17 protein-coding genes and 1 pseudogene are annotated in these 16,079 nt (G+C 71.3%); 8 read left to right on the forward strand and 10 right to left on the reverse strand.

Annotation, left to right across the window (positions count from 1 at the left end; genetic code table 11):
• Nucleotides 1-7: 7 nt before the first annotated feature.
• A complete protein-coding gene (locus ACFYWQ_RS35135; protein ID WP_389522292.1) occupies nucleotides 8-367 on the reverse strand; it encodes an SsgA family sporulation/cell division regulator in 360 nt (119 codons plus the stop codon).
• A gap of 195 nt (nucleotides 368-562) precedes the next feature.
• Between ACFYWQ_RS35135 and ACFYWQ_RS35140 the strand changes: the two genes are divergently transcribed.
• The 5 genes from ACFYWQ_RS35140 (at nucleotide 563) to ACFYWQ_RS35160 (ending at nucleotide 4,885) form a co-directional block, all read left to right on the forward strand.
• On the forward strand, nucleotides 563-1,642 hold the full coding sequence (locus ACFYWQ_RS35140; RefSeq protein WP_389522294.1) for an energy-coupling factor ABC transporter permease: 1,080 nt from the start codon (nucleotides 563-565) through the stop codon (nucleotides 1,640-1,642).
• 1 nt (nucleotide 1,643) lies between these two features.
• Nucleotides 1,644-2,405 (forward strand): cobalt ECF transporter T component CbiQ, encoded by a 762-nt coding sequence (cbiQ, locus tag ACFYWQ_RS35145; protein ID WP_389522295.1) that lies wholly within the window; start codon nucleotides 1,644-1,646, stop codon nucleotides 2,403-2,405.
• A complete protein-coding gene (locus ACFYWQ_RS35150) occupies nucleotides 2,393-3,169 on the forward strand; it encodes an energy-coupling factor ABC transporter ATP-binding protein (RefSeq protein WP_389522297.1) in 777 nt (258 codons plus the stop codon). The genes cbiQ and ACFYWQ_RS35150 overlap by 13 nt, the downstream gene beginning before the upstream one ends.
• Entirely contained in the window at nucleotides 3,166-3,633 is a 468-nt protein-coding gene (locus tag ACFYWQ_RS35155) for a MarR family winged helix-turn-helix transcriptional regulator (protein ID WP_389522299.1), read from the forward strand. Before ACFYWQ_RS35150 ends, ACFYWQ_RS35155 begins: the two co-directional genes overlap by 4 nt.
• 82 nt (nucleotides 3,634-3,715) lie before the next feature.
• A complete protein-coding gene (locus ACFYWQ_RS35160; protein WP_389522301.1) occupies nucleotides 3,716-4,885 on the forward strand; it encodes a serine hydrolase domain-containing protein in 1,170 nt (389 codons plus the stop codon).
• Nucleotides 4,886-5,023: 138 nt separating this feature from the next.
• Here the strand turns inward: ACFYWQ_RS35160 and ACFYWQ_RS35165 are convergent, their stop codons facing one another.
• Complete coding sequence (locus ACFYWQ_RS35165; protein WP_389522303.1) at nucleotides 5,024-5,299, reverse strand: DUF1876 domain-containing protein; 276 nt, start codon at nucleotides 5,297-5,299, stop codon at nucleotides 5,024-5,026.
• A gap of 66 nt (nucleotides 5,300-5,365) precedes the next feature.
• Nucleotides 5,366-6,205: an arylamine N-acetyltransferase gene (locus ACFYWQ_RS35170; protein WP_389522304.1), complete on the reverse strand. Its 840-nt coding sequence runs from the start codon at nucleotides 6,203-6,205 to the stop codon at nucleotides 5,366-5,368.
• Between the two features lie 125 nt (nucleotides 6,206-6,330).
• Here ACFYWQ_RS35170 and ACFYWQ_RS35175 point away from each other — a divergent pair, with 125 nt between their 5' ends.
• Both ACFYWQ_RS35175 and fxsT read left to right on the forward strand, forming a co-directional pair.
• The gene (locus tag ACFYWQ_RS35175; RefSeq protein WP_389522306.1) at nucleotides 6,331-6,648 is read left to right on the forward strand and encodes a trypco2 family protein; all 318 of its coding nucleotides are present in this window, start codon (nucleotides 6,331-6,333) and stop codon (nucleotides 6,646-6,648) included.
• Nucleotides 6,649-6,722: 74 nt separating this feature from the next.
• Nucleotides 6,723-9,560 carry an FxSxx-COOH system tetratricopeptide repeat protein gene (fxsT, locus tag ACFYWQ_RS35180; RefSeq protein ID WP_389522308.1) on the forward strand — a complete coding sequence of 946 codons (2,838 nt, stop codon included), beginning with the start codon at nucleotides 6,723-6,725 and terminating at the stop codon, nucleotides 9,558-9,560.
• 21 nt (nucleotides 9,561-9,581) lie between these two features.
• Here fxsT and ACFYWQ_RS35185 read toward each other — a convergent pair whose 3' ends face one another.
• The 6 genes and pseudogenes from ACFYWQ_RS35185 to ACFYWQ_RS35210 form a co-directional block, all read right to left on the reverse strand.
• Nucleotides 9,582-12,155: a DUF6185 family protein gene (locus ACFYWQ_RS35185; protein ID WP_389522309.1), complete on the reverse strand. Its 2,574-nt coding sequence runs from the start codon at nucleotides 12,153-12,155 to the stop codon at nucleotides 9,582-9,584.
• A complete protein-coding gene (locus tag ACFYWQ_RS35190; protein ID WP_389522310.1) occupies nucleotides 12,152-12,532 on the reverse strand; it encodes a hypothetical protein in 381 nt (126 codons plus the stop codon). Before ACFYWQ_RS35190 ends, ACFYWQ_RS35185 begins: the two co-directional genes overlap by 4 nt.
• A gap of 85 nt (nucleotides 12,533-12,617) precedes the next feature.
• A pseudogene (locus ACFYWQ_RS35195) lies at nucleotides 12,618-12,986 on the reverse strand (EamA family transporter); the annotation flags it as partial.
• Nucleotides 12,983-13,474: a YbaK/EbsC family protein gene (locus ACFYWQ_RS35200; protein ID WP_389522311.1), complete on the reverse strand. Its 492-nt coding sequence runs from the start codon at nucleotides 13,472-13,474 to the stop codon at nucleotides 12,983-12,985. The gene ACFYWQ_RS35200 and the pseudogene ACFYWQ_RS35195, both read right to left, overlap by 4 nt.
• Before the next feature lie 42 nt (nucleotides 13,475-13,516).
• Complete coding sequence (locus tag ACFYWQ_RS35205; protein ID WP_389522313.1) at nucleotides 13,517-13,771, reverse strand: DUF397 domain-containing protein; 255 nt, start codon at nucleotides 13,769-13,771, stop codon at nucleotides 13,517-13,519.
• Nucleotides 13,768-14,613 (reverse strand): Scr1 family TA system antitoxin-like transcriptional regulator, encoded by an 846-nt coding sequence (locus ACFYWQ_RS35210; RefSeq protein ID WP_389522315.1) that lies wholly within the window; start codon nucleotides 14,611-14,613, stop codon nucleotides 13,768-13,770. Before ACFYWQ_RS35210 ends, ACFYWQ_RS35205 begins: the two co-directional genes overlap by 4 nt.
• A gap of 140 nt (nucleotides 14,614-14,753) precedes the next feature.
• Here ACFYWQ_RS35210 and ACFYWQ_RS35215 point away from each other — a divergent pair, with 140 nt between their 5' ends.
• Nucleotides 14,754-15,200: an ATP-binding protein gene (locus ACFYWQ_RS35215; RefSeq protein ID WP_389522317.1), complete on the forward strand. Its 447-nt coding sequence runs from the start codon at nucleotides 14,754-14,756 to the stop codon at nucleotides 15,198-15,200.
• 55 nt (nucleotides 15,201-15,255) lie between these two features.
• On the opposite strand, the gene ACFYWQ_RS35220 is transcribed toward ACFYWQ_RS35215, so the two are convergent.
• Nucleotides 15,256-15,864: a lamin tail domain-containing protein gene (locus tag ACFYWQ_RS35220; protein WP_389522399.1), complete on the reverse strand. Its 609-nt coding sequence runs from the start codon at nucleotides 15,862-15,864 to the stop codon at nucleotides 15,256-15,258.
• Nucleotides 15,865-16,079 lie beyond the last annotated feature (215 nt).

Consider the following 16,079-nt stretch of genomic DNA (forward strand, 5'->3'; position numbering starts at 1 on the left):
GGCCTGGCTAGCGGCCGCCGACCGGCTGGGCCGTCGCCGTGTACGTGCGGCGCAGGAAGCGGAGCAGGGCCTTGGACTCGAACTGGACCACCGAGACGCCCCGCGTGGAGTGGAACTCGACCACGGCCTGGACCCGGCCGCACGGCCACACACGGACCTCACCGCTGCCGGCGGGGGCGCGCAGGCCCTGTTCGAGGAGAGCGCGGGCGACGGTCCACTCGTGCCGGCCCGGCAGGCCGACCCGGACGGAGCGGGGGTCCTCGTCGGGGTCGTAGCGCAGGACCACGGGGACGGCGGCCAGCTCCTCCTCGATGAGGTCGGCGTCGGTGACGACATGGGCTCGCGCGTACTGTTCGACCGCAGACATCGACCGGCCCCTTCACCCTGAGTGACCTGTGCGGAGGCTGTGCGTCCGCCTCCCCTCCAATGTCGCACATTCCACGGGGCGCGCCCGTCGGCGCCGCGATATCTCACATGTGCGATACACGTACCGGCGTGCCGGTCCGATAAACGAGTCACTCGCTCTTGCAACCCGTTCGCATCAAGCCACTATCATCGAACGGTGCACGTACCTGACGGATTCATCAACGCCCCCACCTCGGCCGTGACCGGGGTCGTCGCCGCGGGCGCCATCGCCGTGAGCCTGCGCGGCGCGCGCCGTGAGCTCGACGAGCGGACCGCGCCGCTGGCCGGCCTGGTGGCCGCGTTCATCTTCGCCGTGCAGATGCTGAACTTCCCCGTCGCGGCGGGCACCAGCGGTCATCTGCTCGGCGGGGCGCTCGCCGCGATACTCGTGGGCCCCTGCACAGGGGTCCTGTGCGTGTCCGTGGTCCTGCTGATGCAGGGCGTCCTCTTCGCCGACGGCGGGCTGACCGCGCTCGGCGTGAACATCACCGACATGGCGATCGTGACGACGGTGGTGGCGTACGCCGTCTTCCGGGGCCTGGTGAAGGTGCTGCCGCGCGGCCGGGGCGCGATCACCGCCGCGTCCTTCGTCGCCGCGCTGCTCTCCGTGCCGGCCGCCGCCCTCGCCTTCACCCTCCTCTACTGGATCGGCGGCACCACCGACATCGCGATCGGCAAGGTGGCCACCGCCATGGTCGGCGTGCACGTGCTGATCGGCATCGGCGAGGCCGTGATCACCGCGCTGACGGTCGGCGCCGTCGTCGCCGTACGCCCGGACCTGGTGCACGGGGCGCGCGGGCTGGGGCGGAAGCTCCAGCTGCGCGTGAACGGCGAACTCGTGGACGTACCCCCCGCCGAGGAGGCGCCCGCGGCGCCCGCCCCGGCGCGCGCCTCCCGGCGCACGCTGTGGGTGTCCGGCCTGGTCACCTCCCTCGTGCTGGCCGGTTTCGTCAGCTTCTACGCGTCCGCGAACCCCGACGGCCTGGAGAAGGTCGCCGCCGACCAGGGCATCGACCGGAAGGCCGAGGAGCACAGCGCCGCCGGCTCCCCGCTCGCCGACTACGGCGTCAAGGACGTCGACGACGCCCGCCTGTCCGGCGGTCTCGCGGGGGTGATCGGCGTGGGCGTGACCGTCGTCGCGGGCAGCGCGGTGTTCTGGGCGGTGCGCAGGCGCCGCGGCGCGGACGCCTCCGCCGTGAGCACGGACGCCTCCGCCGTGAGCACGGAGAGCGTCTGAGATGGGCGCCGGACACGCGCACCGGCTCTACCGGCACGGGCACTCCCCCGTGCACGCCCTGCCGCCGCACACCAAGCTCGCCGCCGCCCTCGCCTTCGTGGTGGTCGTGGTGTCGACGCCGCGGGAGGCGGTGTGGGCGTTCGGCCTGTACGCGCTCCTGCTCGCCGTGGTCGCGGTCCGCGCGCGCGTGCCGGCCGGTTTCCTGCTGAGGCGGCTGCTGGTGGAGGTGCCGTTCGTCGCGTTCGCGGTGCTCATGCCGTTCGTGGCGGAGGGCGAGCGGGTGGACGTCCTGGGCCTGTCGCTCAGCGTCGACGGCCTGTGGGGCGCCTGGAACGTGCTCGCCAAGGGCACCCTGGGCGTCGCCGCGTCGGTGCTGCTGGCCGCCACCACCGAACTGCGCGAACTCCTCCTCGGCCTGCAACGGCTGAAGCTGCCGCCCCTGCTGGTGCAGATCGCGTCCTTCATGATCCGCTACGGCGACGTCATCACCGACGAGATGCGGCGCATGCGGATCGCACGGGAGTCGCGCGGGTTCGAGGCGCGGGGCGTACGGCACTGGGGGGTGCTCGCGAAGTCGGCGGGCGCCCTGTTCATCCGCTCCTACGAGCGCGGGGAGCGTGTGCACCTGGCGATGGTCAGCCGCGGGTACGCCGGGAGCATGCCGGTGATCGACGAGGTGACCGCCTCGCGCGCGCAGTGGTCGTACGCGCTGACCCTGCCGTTCGCCGCCCTCGTCGTGTGCGTGGTGGGATGGGCCCTGTGACTGCTGCTGCGACACCCCCGCCCTCGCTGGAAGTGGCCGGTCTGGCCTTCGCCTATCCCGACGGCCACCAGGCGCTGTTCGGCGTGGACTTCTCCGTCGCGCGCGGCGAGCGGGTGGCACTGCTCGGCCCGAACGGCGCCGGCAAGACGACCCTCGTGCTCCACCTCAACGGCATCCTCACCGGCGGCACCGGCACGGTGACCGTCGCCGGACTGGCGGTCGGCAAGCGGCACATGGCCGAGATCCGGCGCAAGGTCGGCATCGTCTTCCAGGACCCGGACGACCAGCTGTTCATGCCGACCGTCCGGGAGGACGTGGCGTTCGGCCCGGCGGCGGCCGGGCTCAAGGGCGCCGAGCTGGAGGAGCGCGTGGACCGGGCGCTCGCGCGGGTCGGCATGTCCGGCTTCAAGGACCGCCCGCCGCACCACCTGTCCTTCGGCCAGCGCCGCCGGGTCGCCGTGGCGACGGTCCTGGCGATGGAGCCGGAGATCCTCGTCCTGGACGAGCCGTCCTCCAACCTGGACCCCGCCTCCCGCCGGGAGCTCGCCGACATCCTGCGCTCCCTGGACGTCACCGTCCTCATGGTCACGCACGACCTGCCGTACGCCCTCGAACTGTGCCCGCGCTCGCTGATCCTCAGCGAGGGCGTGATCGCGGCGGACGGCCCGACCGGCGGGCTGCTCTCCGACGAGGAACTGATGCGCGCCCACCGTCTGGAGCTGCCGTTCGGGTTCGACCCGCGGTCCGTGACAATGGGCGCGTGACGGACCAGGAGACCGAGGGTTCAGGCTCGCTGCTTCTCGACGACCAGCTGTGCTTCGCGTTGTACGCGGCGCAGCGCGCGGTGACGTCCGCCTACCGCCCGCTCCTGGAGGAGCTCGGCCTCACGTATCCGCAGTACCTGGTGCTGCTGGTGCTGTGGGAGCGCGGTGAGACCACCGTCAAGGAGCTGGCCGCGGCCCTGCGGCTGGACTACGGCACGGTGTCGCCGCTGCTGAAACGGCTGGAGGGCGCGGGGCTGGTGCGCCGGGAGCGCGCGGCGCGCGACGAGCGGTCGGTGCTGGTCGCGTGCACCGGGCGCGGGGAGGAGCTCCGGGAGCGCGCGGCCCGTGTGCCGGGCGCGCTGAGCGCGGCGACGGGGCTCGGTGCGGCGGAGGCCGCGCGGTTGCGCGCGGAGGTGTGGGCGCTCGCGGAGCGCGCGGAGGCCGCCGCGCACCGGCTGCGCTGATCCGGGCGGCTCTCGCAGGAATCCCAGGCCGCGGGCAGATGTTCCCCCCAGAGTCGAAGGCAAGTCGAGAGGACGTGTGGGCGTGGTCGTGAACGGTGCGGTGGCCGAGGGCTTCGAGCCGGTCAGGGAGGCGTTCGTACGGAACTTCGAGGTGCTCGGCGACCGGGGCGCGGCGGTCGCCGTGTACCGGGACGGGCGGCGGGTCGTCGACCTGTGGGGCGGCAGCCGGGACGTGACCGGCGGGGCGCCCTGGGAGCGGGGCACCGCGCAGGTCGTGCGCTCCGCGACGAAGGGCGTCGCCGCCGCCGTACTGCTGCTGTTGTGGCAGCGGGGCGAGCTGGACCTCGACGCTCCCGTGGGGGCGTACTGGCCCGAGTACAAGGCGGCGGGCAAGGAGCGGACCCTCGTGCGGGACCTGCTCGCGCACCGGGCGGGCGTGCCCGTCCTGGACCGGCCTCTGACGCCCGCCGAGGCCGCCGACCCGGAGCGCGGCGCGGCCGCGGTCGCGGCGCAGGCGCCGGTGTGGGAGCCGGGCACGGACCACGGGTACCACGCGCAGACGTACGGCTGGCTGACGGGCGAGCTGGTGCGGCGGGTGACCGGGCGGGCGATCGGCGTGTGGATCGCCGACGAGATCGCCGGCCCGGCCGGCGCCGACCTGTGGCTCGGGCTGCCGGCGGAGCGGGCCGCGCGCGTGGGACGCGTCGGGCAGGTCGAGGCCCCCGCGCAGCCGGGGACGCTGCGGACCCGGCCCAAGCGGGCCGTCGCCGACGCCTACGCCGACCCCGCCTCCCTCACCCGCCGCGCCTTCGCCGCGATCACCCCGGCGCCCGACGAGAACGACCCCGCCTACCGGGCCGCCGCGCTGCCCGCCTCCAACGGCATCGCCACCGCGGACGGTCTGGCCCGCTTCTACGCCTCGCTGATCGGCGAGCCGGAGGGCGGCACCCGGCTCTTCACACCGGAGACGGCGGAGGCGGCGCGCACAGAGCGTTCGGCGGGCCCCGACCGCGTCCTGGTCGTCGGCACCCGCTTCGGCCTCGGCTACATGCTGCACGGCGCCGCGTCCCCGCTGCTGTCCCCCGCCTCCTTCGGCCACCCCGGCCGCGGCGGCGCGCTCGGCTTCGCCGACCCCGACTCGGGCATCGCCTTCGGGTACGTCACCAACGGGTTCCGGTCGAGCGTGACGGCGGACGCGCGGGCGCAGGCGCTGGTGCGGGCGGTACGGGACGTGCTGCTCCAGCACGGCTGACGACGGCCGGCACGGCTGACGACGGCCGCGGCCGCGCCCCGGAGGTGGGCGTGGTGTGGGCGTGGTGTGGGCGTGGTGTGGGCGTGGTGTGGGCGGCCCGCCCCTCCGTCCGGCGGGTCGCGGGCCGCCCGGTACGGCTCACACGTGGATCGGGTGGGACGTACGGCCCGACGCGTCGTCGATCTCCGTGTGGGCCTTGGTCAAGAGCTGCATGGCCAGCTCGTTCAGGGCGCGGGCGCCCGCGATCTCCTCGCCGACCCGGGGCTGGTTGGCGTCGACGTTGTGACGGGTGGCGTGCCCCTGCGACCGGACCTCGCTCCCGTCCGGCAGCCGCACCATCGCGACCGCGCGCGTGTGCTGGTCGTCCTCCTGGAACTCCATGTCGACGTGCCAGCCCACCGTGGTATTCATCATCAGGATCACCTCCGGAACATCTGCTTCCAGGGTGCGCCTCCCGGCGGTCCGCCGCACCCACGCGGCTCAGCCCAGCAGCGTGGTGCCCTCCGGTACGGCGATCCGGAACTCCTCCTCCAGCACGCGCCGCACCTCCGCCTCCTCGGTGAGCACCCGTTCGGTGACGGTGCCGTCGGCGCGGGTCTCGGTGAGACGGGTGCCGTCGAGGAGGAGGTGGCGGCCGGCGGTGACGCGCTGGGCGTAGGGGCGTCGGCTGAACGGGGAGCGCGGGCTGGTGGCGACGTACCAGTTGGCCACCTCGAAGTCGGGGCGCTCGAAGGGGTCGAGGGTGAAGACGTACTGGGGCCGCGCCGTTGCTCCGTCCTCCCCGTACGTCTCCAGCACCCACCGCTCCAGCGGCCCGCGGCGCGGGGCGTGGACCAGCCGGTGCCGGCGGCCGGCGGCGTCGAAGGCGGTGTCCGGCACCAGCGGGACCGGTTCGAGGAGGGCGCCCGGGGCGCCGAAGCCGACGTCGGCGAGGTAGCGCCGCGGGTCGCCGGGGGCCTCCACGAGGAGCGCCATGTGCGTGCGCGGCCGGTCCTCGAACCGTTCCGCGCCGACGACCACCCGCGCCCCCAGCCGGGTCACGGCGAACCCGAGCGCCTCCAGGACGCCCGCGAACAGGGTGTTGTGCTCGTAGCAGTAGCCGCCGCGCCCGCCGCGCACCAGCTTGGCGACCAGATCGGCGGTCGCGAGGGAGGGGGCGGTCCCGCGGAGGGGGTCGAGGTTCTCGAACGGTATGGAGTGGGCGTGCGCCAGATGGACACCCCGCAGCGTGCCCGCGTCGGCCCGCCGCTCCCCCTCCCAACCGATCCGGCGGAAGTAGGCGTCGAGGTCGTCGGGGGTGAGCTGCGTCGTCTCGGGCATGACGTCACGGTAGTCAGGGGTGTCGGCCGGGGCGTCGGGCAGATCGCCGTTACGGGGCGTTCCTCCGGTCGGCAGCCGTTAACCTGCCCATCTGACACTTCATCACCGAGTCGGGGGAATCACTCATGCCGCAGGAGCCGTGGGCGGGCCTGTCCGAGGCCATCAGCGCCATCCGGGGCGAGCTGGAGCAGGCCATGCGCGACGGTGACGGGCACACGATCCAGTTCCGCACCGGGCCGGTGGAGATGGAGTTCGCCGTGGACGTCAGGAAGGACGGCCAGGCCGGTGCGAAGGTGTCCATCCTGCCGTGGAGCGCGAGCGCCGAGGCGAAGGCGGGGTACGCGGCGGGCACCACGTCCCGTCTGAAGATCACCTTGCAGCCGGTCGACGAGCACGGCCGGGACCAGAACATCGGCGCCCGGAGCCCGCAGCGGCCCCAGTGAGGCGTCGGGCGGTGGCCGCCGGGTGAGGTGAGGTGCGGTGGAACGGGGGTTCACACGTGTACGTGGAGAGGGTGATGGAGGTCTGGGACCCGGGGGGCGGGATCGCCGGGTCCGGCTATCTCGTCACGGACGGCCTGGTCCTGACCGCCTACCACAACGTCCGGCACGCCGGGTCGGTCTCCGGGCGCGCGGTGGAGGTACGGCAGCTCGCCCCGCACGGGCAGCGGCCGACGGCGTGGACGGCGGCGGAGGTGCTGTGGCCGGAGGAGCCGCCCGACCTCGACCGGGATCCGCACACCGACGCCGCCCTGCTGCTGATCACCGACCCGGCATGGCGGCCTCCCGCCGCCGCGGCACCGGTGCGCTGGGGACGCCTGCCCGCCCCCGGTGGCGTGCGGACGCGGGTGGCGTGCGTCGCGGTGGGGTTCCCGGAGGCCGAGCACCGGGACGGCCATCGCGACACCAAGCAGATCAGCGGGCACATCGAGACCCTGAGCGGCCTGAAGTCCGGCCTGATCACCGCCCACGTCGACGAGGTCGCCACGCCCCGCGCGACGGGTGGGCCGTCGTCCTGGTCCGGGGCGTCCGGTGCCGCCCTGTTCTGCGGGGACCTGCTGACCGGGGTCCTGACAACCGACCGCGCGCGGAACTACCCCGGCGACCAGCTCATCGCCGTACCCCTGACCACGCTGGCCGCGCGCCCCGGCTTCGCCACCACCGTCAAGGCCGCGGGCAACTCCCTGGCCCTGGAGGACGTCACCGGCGCCACCGCCGCTGATCGCCCCTCAGCCGGCCCGTACGACGTGGACGCGCCCCTGGGCCTGCACAACCTGCCCGATCTGCCGTCCCCGGTCTTCGTCGGCCGGAAGGAAGCGCTCACCGCGCTGGCCTCCGCCATGGAGCAGGACTCCAAGGCGATCACGCAGACCGTGCAGGGCCTGGGCGGCGTGGGCAAGACGACCTTGGCCCTCCACTACGCCCACACCCACCGGGACGCCTATCAACCGGTGTGGTGGGTCCGCGCCGACACCCCCGAACAGATCGCCACCGACCTCGCCGGTCTGACGACCCGCATCCACGGCGGAGCCACCGGCCGCACCACCGCCGAGGACGCGGAGTGGGCCGTCGGGTGGCTCCAGACCCACCCCGGCTGGCTCCTCGTCCTGGACAACGCCGATCACCCCGACGCCACCCGTCACCTGCTCGGCCAGCTCCGCCACGTGGGCCGCCACCTGATCACCAGCCGCTTCGCCAACGGCTGGCCCACCACCCCCCTCGCCCTCCCCCTCCTCACCCCCGCCGCCTCCCTCGACCTGCTCACCCGCCTCACCGGCCTGACCGACCCCGGCAACCAGCACCACGCCCGCCTGCTGGCGGAGGAACTCGGCCACCTCCCCCTGGCCCTCGAACAGGCCGGCGCGTTCATCGCCGAGAGCCGCATCCCCGTCAGCGGCTACCGGGACCTGCTCCGCCGGTACCCGGCCGAGACCACCAGCGCCGCCGCGACGGACGGCGACCCGCAACGCACGATGGCCCGCATCTGGCGCATCACCCTCGACGCCCTCCACCGCACGACCCCCCTGGCCGTCGACATCCTGCGCACGGCCGCCTGGTACGCCCCCGAGGCCATCCCGCGCGGCGTGCTCGCCCCACTGGCCGGCAACCCCGTCGACTACGCCCAGTCCCTCGGCCGGCTCGCCGCCTACGGCGTGATCGCCCTGGACGGCGACATGCTCAGCGTCCACCGCCTCGTCCAGACGGTCGCCCGGACGCCCGACCCCGCCACGGCGGAGGAGGCGGACCCCCACCGCACTCACGACGCCATCGCCGCCGCCTGCCACCAGGCCACCGTGCTCCTGCTCACCGCGCTGCCCGAACAGCCGCAGATGAACGCGGCCGGATGGCCCGCCTGGCGAACCCTGTTCCCCCACGCCGAAGCGCTCCTCGCCGCAACCGCCCCTCTCCGGGACACGGGTGAGATCGACGTTCTCCTCACCCAAACCGCCATCTACCTGGAGAGCCAGGGCCAGATCCCTCAGGCGATCACCTACGGGGAGCGCTCCGCGGCCACCGCCATCCGCCTCTACGGACCCGATCACCCTTCCACGCTCACCTCCCGCAACAATCTCGCGAGTTTCTACGAGTCTGCGGGGGACCACCGCCGGGCCATCCCCCTGTACGTCGAGATCCTCAGCGACCGGACGCGGGTCCTGGGCGCACACCACCCCCAAACACTGACGAGCCGCAACAACCTCGCCTACGCCTACAGGGTGGCGGGCGACCTCGGCCGCGCCGTCCCCCTCTACGAACAGACCCTCACCGACGCCGAGCGGATCCTGGGCGAACACCACCCCCACACACTCGTCGGCCGCAACAACCTCGCGGACGCCTACCAGTCGGCGGGCAAGCTCAGCCAAGCCATCCTTCTCTACGAACGGACCCTCACGGACAGCCGCCTGATCCTGGGAAAACACCACACCTCCACCATCACCGTCCGCAACAACCTCGCGCACGCCTACGCAAAGGCGGGGGATCTCGAACGCGCCCTCCTCCTGGGTGCCCAGGCCTTCGACGACCGGCGACGCGTCCTGGGCGAGGACCACCCCGACACGCTCTCCTCCCAGCACAACCTCGCGAGCCTCTACCATGCGGTCGGCGATCTCGAACGCGCTCTTCCCATGTTGGAACGGGCCCTCTCCGACCACATCCGCATCATGGGCGAGGAGCACCCCCACACCCTCACGTGCCGCGGCAACCTCGCCAGCACCTGTGAGGCGGCGGGCGACCTCGAACGCGCCGTCCTCCTGTACGAGGAGACCTACGCCGGCCGGGTGCGCGTCCTGGGCGAAGACCACCCGTCCACGCTCGCCTCCCGCGATCGCCTGGCTCGTGCCAGATCGGCCGGCACCTGATCCAGCCCCCCGCCCCGGTGGTCACTTGGTGTCGATCAACTGCCAGATACCCACCGCAGCGCCCAGCTGTGTGGCCAGGAAGGCCAGCTGCCCGGACAGTCCGTGTATCTGGTAGATCGATTTCAGCAGGCTGAAGCGTCCGCCCCAATAGGGCCTTTCCCGGCGGAACGTGTCGGTGTCGACCCAGATGCTCGTCAGGGTCAGCACCATGAGCATCAGGATGACGCTCACGATCGCCATGCCCACTTCCTTGGGGCCGACGGTGCGGCTGAACACGGCAATGACCATGATGGGCAGGAGCCAGCCGGTGAACAGGGCGAAAGCCCGCGTGGGACCGCGTTCTCCGGGCAGCACGCGCCACAGTGCGCCCAGGACGAGTCCCGCACCGGCGAAGGAGATCTCCCGCGTCAGGAATGTCCCGATCACATCAGGCATGCCCGTGGGCTGGTCCAAGGTGTAGTCCCAGTGCTTGGGGCCATAGGCGTGCTCGTACCAGGCGGTGACCGCACTGGGGAGGATGCCGAAGACGAAGGCCCAGCGTGCGGCGTTGAGGGCGTTAGCCCACCAACGCGGCTGCGGTCCCCAGCTGAGGGCGACATCGACCACGGACACGCAGTCCGGCAGGCAGTCGCGACGACAGCCGAGGGGCCTCCAGCAGTGCAGTGAGTGGAGTTGTTCCTCCAAGCCGCTTCTCGTGCTGTCCTCCGCGCTCGCCTGATCGCGAAGGCGGAGTCGGTGGAGCAGATCGCGGCAGCGGCGGGAGTCCTCCATCAGCCGATCGTGATGCGCCGGATCACTCAGTTCCGCCGCGACGCACGGTTCCCCGGCTTTCCGGTCCACCTGGCTCAGTACCGACCATCGGCGTCCCACCCTCACCACGGCGTAGAGCACGACCATGTTCAGGGGGAGCCAGAAGCCGTACACCGCCGCCGCGTTTCCCGCGAAGGTGATCCCTCTCATCGACACGACGATGGCGAAGACGGCGGTCACCAGCAGCAGGTCCGCCCCCTCCGGTCCGAGGGAGGTATCCGGTCCGGTTCGGTATTTGCCGTGGAGGAGCGCCACGAGTGCGATTCCGGCCAGTACCCATGTGTAGGTGTACACCCACCCAGGTCCTCGGGACGCGAATTCGGCGAGTTGCTGACTCAGAGCACCTCGGTGATCGATACCGAAGAGAGCGCCGGCGTCGCCCCTCCAGTCGGCGCGTTTCCACCTGTCGTTGAAGGAGTGCACACGCCATGCCACCACCGCGGTCGCGATGACGGCCAGGACGACCCCGACCGTGACGATGCGGCGGACGGGATACACGGCCCGGCTTCCGCCCGAGGTCTTGGAATGCCCGGATTCACCTTCGCTGTGCCCGGATTCCCCTTCACTCGGGTGCTGGCCGAACTTGCCTTCCCGCGCGAAACGCCACGCCCAGGCGACGATCGCGGTCAGCCACAGCCACAGCATGGAGATGTCCAGGAGGGCCAGCCCGACGATTCCTATGGCCGGCGGCGAGCCTTTCGGCGCCAGACCGTCGGGGAGGCCGAAGAGGTGGGGGGCCAGGATCACCAGCAGGCCGATCACCGCTGCCGCCCCCGCGGAGACGGTGACAAGCATCTTGCGGTTCCTCAGGTCTCCCTCACGGCCGTCGGAGCCCTGCCTCAACGGACACCACGGCCTCGCGACGAGCACGAGCGTGAAACCCGCCGCGATGCCGACGAACGCGCGCCAAGGGTTCACGCCGGGAGACGGGCGAAGCAGCAGCAACAGCGTCAGACCGAGGGCCGCGCTCACCCCCGCCCACTGGAGAACGGTGTTGGCGAGGTCGGTCCGCCTACGGAAAGGCCATGCCGACACCGCGATCACGGCCGAGGCGCAGAACCACCAGGAGGCCACACCCAGAGATGCGATCCAGGAGGGACGTTTGGCGAGATCCTCGGGTGGCGCCAGGGTGACGTGAATGGCCTCCTCGGATTGCGGCTTGTACCCGATCCACACCCTGCTGCCCTTACCCGTACTCGACACCTCGGGCTCATCAGGTGCATCAATGATCCGCAGGTCCCCTGGACGGATCTCGATCCGTTGCCACGTGCATGCGGTCAGAGCGCCCGGGGGATGAAGAGTCACCTCCCAGCCCGCGGGTCGGACCTGGACCGTCCACGGTCCCACTTCGAACATGCCGGCCGAGTGGGGGAGGTTCCATGACTCGTACTTCACCACCACTGCGTCTTTTCGCGTGGACGGTTGGTAGCTGGTCGACCGCCACTCCGGGTGCCACGTGTTGAAGTCGATCGTGCGCGACGCGTTAGCCCCGAGCAGGCACTGCAGGGCGCGATCGTAATGCGGCGTGTCCGGACTGAGTGTCAGGTCGTCCGCGTCGTCATCGCCTTCCCGCTGCGGCACCTCGATGGTGGTGACCTGCACCACCTCGACGAATTCGGCGCGCCTTTGGCTGAAGGAGAGCTCGGTGACCACGTTGATCTTCTGCGGTTCCCTGATCGCCGGACACTTGCGCGCATCGGCGGCGTGCGCCTGAACCGGTGAGATCGTCCAGCACCCGAGCGTGGCGACGACGAGCAGGAGCCACCGCCACGCGAGGGACGTCATTCCTGCGGAGGACATCCGCTGTAGGGGTCGCATTGCAGGATGACCTCGTAGGGATCGCCGGTGAACTCGACGCGACGCGAGTGGGTGACCTCCGGGAGGAACCGCCACTGGGTGGGTTTGCTGTGCCTGGTCCGGTTCGCTTTCTCCACGCGCGTGTGGAGAGTGCGCTTCTCCATGTCGGTCGTCTCGGTCAGGATCTCGCCCTCGCCGAGAGGGAAGTGGTCGTGCAGCAGGCACAGGCCGAAACGGTCGAGGTTGCCGTGCCTTTCCAGGACGGCGACCAGCTCCTGGACGAATGCCGCGTCCTGCGGTCCGAGAGGTTGGGCCTCCTCGAACCGCGGAAGGCTCGGCCTCGGGGTCTCCTCGTGGGTGCTCATCACTACCTCCACCAATCACCGAGTGGATTCACAACGTCACCCTAAGTGCCCACCGCAAGCCCTGCCACTCGTCCGTTCGAGGCCGGGACAGCGCGATCCCGGCGGCCGTCCAGCCGTCCGGCACCTCGTGCGCGAATACGGCGGCGAGGACCGTCACGACGAGCGGCGCGGACCCGCGCGCGATCGGGTACGCCTGCCCGAAGTCCCCCAGCCGGAACGACCGCATCAGCAGCGCGTAGTACGCGATGTGGATCGCGGCCGAGCAGAGGAGGTACGGCCATGCCGCCACCGCCGGTACACGTGTGAACGGCAGCAGCGCGAGGCCGATGAGGAGGCCGCCGCCCGAGATGAGGGTGAAGCCGGTGAGCTTGTCGGTGATGCGGTGGGCGATCGCGTTCCACGCGGCGTACGTGACGGCGGCGAGCAGGACCGCCGCCGTCACCAGTGGGGTCACACGGTGCGCTCGCGCACGTCCACGAGCATCGCGCCGGCGCGTTCGACCAGCTCCGCGGGGGCCATGGGGAACACCGTGTGCGGGGTACCCGCGGCGGCCCACACGACATCGTGCGCGAGCAGCCCGCGGTCCGCGAGGACACGCGTGCGCGTACGGTGCCCGAACGGCGGCACGCCCCCGATCGCGTACCCGGTCGTCTCCCGTACGACGCCGGCGTCGGCCCGCGTCACCTTCTCGGCGCCGAGTTCCTTCCGCACGAGGCCGACGTCGACCCGCGAGGCCCCGTCCATCAGCACCAGCACCGGCACCCCGTCCGCCGCGAAGATCAGCGACTTGCAGATCTGACTGAGGTCGCACCCGATCGCGGCGGCGGCCTCAGCGGCCGTACGCGTCGCATCCGGGAAACGCCGGATCCGGGGGTACAGGTCACCGAGCCCCAGGGCATCCAGGGCTTCGGCGAAACGGGGGTGGGCTCCGGTCGTCGTCATGCGCGGCACGGTAGCGGTGCGTGTACCGGCAACGCGACCCGGTCATCCGTGGGCGGTGGCGTGCCGAAGGAAGTGCGTCCAGGTGGTGGGCGTGACGGCGAGTATGCCGTGGGCGGGCTTCTTGGAGTCGCGGATGTGGATGGTGGCGGGGGTGGCGGCCACTTCGACGCAGTCGCCGGGCTCACCGCTGTCGCTGTAGCTGCTTTTGAACCAGTCCAGGGCGACCTCGACGCAGTCGCCGGGCTCATTGGTGTCGCTGTAGCTGCTCTTGAACCAGTGGAGTTCCGTGGTGCTCATAGCTCTCCCAGCGTGCGCTCGATGAAGGCCAGCGACTCCCTCGGAGGGAGAGCTTGCGCTCGAATCATGCCGTACCGCAGTTCAAGGATACGAAGTTCCCTGAGGTCAGAGACCGGGCGGCCGTTGAAAGCGCCCGGGCAACGTCCGATCGCCGTGCCATCGGCGAACTTCAGTACCTGGATCAGGCCGTGCACTCCGGCGTGCTCTTCGACTTTGGTCGGCATGACCTGAAGTGTGACGTTCCGCAAGCGCCCCACCTCCAGCAGGTGTTCAAGCTGGCGACGCAGGACCATTGTCCCACCAAGAGGGCGCTCAAGAGTCACCTGCTCCTGAACAAAGCTGAGCACGGGGGCGGGCTCACGCTCGAAGATCGCTTTGCGTGCCATGCGGGCAGCGATCTCCCGTTCCATCGCATCCAGTGAGAGTGGGGGCTGCCTCATCTCGTACAGAGCCCGTGCGTACTCCGGTGTCTGCAATAGACCTTGGATGTTGTGGTTGCTGTACTGCATCAACTCGACCGCGCGGTCTTCCAGCTCCTTGAGTTCGCGCACCTTTTTCGGATACCGAGCGTTCTCCATATCCTTCTTGAACGCCCCTAGATGACCACGCGCGTTCAGTACTTCGTCCGCCTTGTCCAGGAACTCAGGTCGAGGAATCCGCGTACCCCGCTCGACCTTGCGGATCATGTCCTCGCCGTACCCGATGACTTCGGCGAACTCGACCACACGCATCCCCGCCGCCTCACGGCAGAACTTGACGAGGCGTCCCACGCCCTCCACCAGCGGCGCGCTCTCGTCCCCCGGTTCGAGGTCCCACCCGGCGTCGTCCACACCTTCGTTCATAGCCACCCACCTTCAACGCGCTCCTGTACCCGCATGGCACGCCGGACACCTGAGACAAGCCGAGACAAACCTTGGACAGTCCCGCTACGCACAGGCATCGCCACTCACTCAAGTAAGCCCGATCCACCACGCTGAGTCACATGAATCACGAGACGCGTGTCCCTGAAATCAATCTCACCTCCCCCTCCCGCCACTTCACCGTCCTCCTGTCCCCCACCCCCCGCGCCGCCCGCCTGGCCCGCCTGCTGACGACGGAACAGCTCCGGGAGTGGGGGCTGCCGTTGGACACCGCGCCGCAGATCGTGGCCGAGCTGGCGACGAACGCGGCGACGCACGGACGGGTCCCGGGGCGGGACTTCCGGCTGACCCTGAACGCCGTCGCGGACACCCTCCGCATCGAGGTCACGGACGCCCGGGGTGACCGGCTCCCCCGGCCGGGCCACCCGGACGGGGACGCGGAGGGTGGCCGGGGGCTGCTCCTCGTGGACGCCCTCGCGGACCGCTGGGGCGTCGTACCGGGACCGCTGCCGCGCAAGACGGTGTGGGCGGAGGTGAGAGTGGGGGGCACCGGGGCGGGACATGCGTGAGCGGCGCGCCCGGCCCGAGAGGTGGGCCGAACGCGCCGCCGGTCACGCAATGCCGTCAGAAACGGTCCCCGCCGTGGTGACGGCCACCGTCATGCCGGTCCCCGTGCTCACGGCCACCTCCATGGTGACGGCCGTCGTGCCGGTCCCCGTGGCGCCGGTCACCGTCGTAGCGGTCCCCGTCGCGGCGGTCGCCGTCCTGACGGTCCCGGTCCCACGACACCTCGTCCACGACACGGTCACGCTCGTTGCGCAGGGTCACGGTGTCGGAGTCGTTGTCCCAGACGTGGCGGACGCGGTCCTGGTACAGGTCGGTGCGGGTGTCGCGGCCCTCGCCGGTGTGGACGCGGACGGTGGCGCGGGCGGCGAGGCGGTAACGGTCGAAGGTGTAGGTGTCGCCGTCCTCGTCGGACAGGGTCCAACCGTCGAGGTTCACCTCGCGGCGGGTGGTGTTGGTCAGCTCCACCCACTCCTTGTTGAGGGAGCGGTTGGCGCGGGTGTCGTGGCCCGGCGCGTCGTACTGCACGTCGCTGATCTCCACCTTCGGCCGGTCGGCGCGCGGCTGGCCGGCGGCGGACGCCGGGACCGCCACGGCGCCGATCACCGCGGCGGCCGCGAGCGAGGCGACCGCCAGACGACGGGTCGAAACCGGGGACACGGGGGACACGGGGGAAACGAGCACAGGGTCTCCTCGGGGGTGCGATGGCGGCCGGGTTCGGCCGCGGCACCGGCATCGGACCACCTGACACACCCGGAACGCCCGATCCACACCTCCCGTTACAGATCGTTCACATATCAGTGACAGTCACCTGTAATGTCCATCTATGCAGTGAATGCCCAGAAGCATCTGTTCAGCCGCCCCGTCCGGTCCCGCCGCGACCA

Origin of the sequence: Streptomyces sp. NPDC003247 (assembly GCF_042888135.1) — a bacterium.
Taxonomy (GTDB): domain Bacteria; phylum Actinomycetota; class Actinomycetes; order Streptomycetales; family Streptomycetaceae; genus Streptomyces.

What these genes read in the sequence shown, in the direction of transcription:
- ACFYWQ_RS35185 (WP_389522309.1), bottom strand. Translation starts at nt 12,155, where the DNA reads ATGACGTCCCTCGCGTGGCGGTGGCTCCTGCTCGTCGTCGCCACGCTC.
- ACFYWQ_RS35200 (WP_389522311.1), bottom strand. Translation starts at nt 13,474, where the DNA reads ATGACGACGACCGGAGCCCACCCCCGTTTCGCCGAAGCCCTGGATGCC.
- cbiQ (WP_389522295.1), top strand. Translation starts at nt 1,644, where the DNA reads ATGGGCGCCGGACACGCGCACCGGCTCTACCGGCACGGGCACTCCCCC.
- ACFYWQ_RS35205 (WP_389522313.1), bottom strand. Translation starts at nt 13,771, where the DNA reads ATGAGCACCACGGAACTCCACTGGTTCAAGAGCAGCTACAGCGACACC.
- ACFYWQ_RS35165 (WP_389522303.1), bottom strand. Translation starts at nt 5,299, where the DNA reads ATGATGAATACCACGGTGGGCTGGCACGTCGACATGGAGTTCCAGGAG.
- ACFYWQ_RS35175 (WP_389522306.1), top strand. Translation starts at nt 6,331, where the DNA reads ATGCCGCAGGAGCCGTGGGCGGGCCTGTCCGAGGCCATCAGCGCCATC.
- fxsT (WP_389522308.1), top strand. Translation starts at nt 6,723, where the DNA reads ATGGAGGTCTGGGACCCGGGGGGCGGGATCGCCGGGTCCGGCTATCTC.
- ACFYWQ_RS35170 (WP_389522304.1), bottom strand. Translation starts at nt 6,205, where the DNA reads ATGCCCGAGACGACGCAGCTCACCCCCGACGACCTCGACGCCTACTTC.
- ACFYWQ_RS35150 (WP_389522297.1), top strand. Translation starts at nt 2,393, where the DNA reads ATGGGCCCTGTGACTGCTGCTGCGACACCCCCGCCCTCGCTGGAAGTG.
- ACFYWQ_RS35135 (WP_389522292.1), bottom strand. Translation starts at nt 367, where the DNA reads ATGTCTGCGGTCGAACAGTACGCGCGAGCCCATGTCGTCACCGACGCC.
- ACFYWQ_RS35215 (WP_389522317.1), top strand. Translation starts at nt 14,754, where the DNA reads ATGAATCACGAGACGCGTGTCCCTGAAATCAATCTCACCTCCCCCTCC.
- ACFYWQ_RS35190 (WP_389522310.1), bottom strand. Translation starts at nt 12,532, where the DNA reads ATGAGCACCCACGAGGAGACCCCGAGGCCGAGCCTTCCGCGGTTCGAG.
- ACFYWQ_RS35210 (WP_389522315.1), bottom strand. Translation starts at nt 14,613, where the DNA reads ATGAACGAAGGTGTGGACGACGCCGGGTGGGACCTCGAACCGGGGGAC.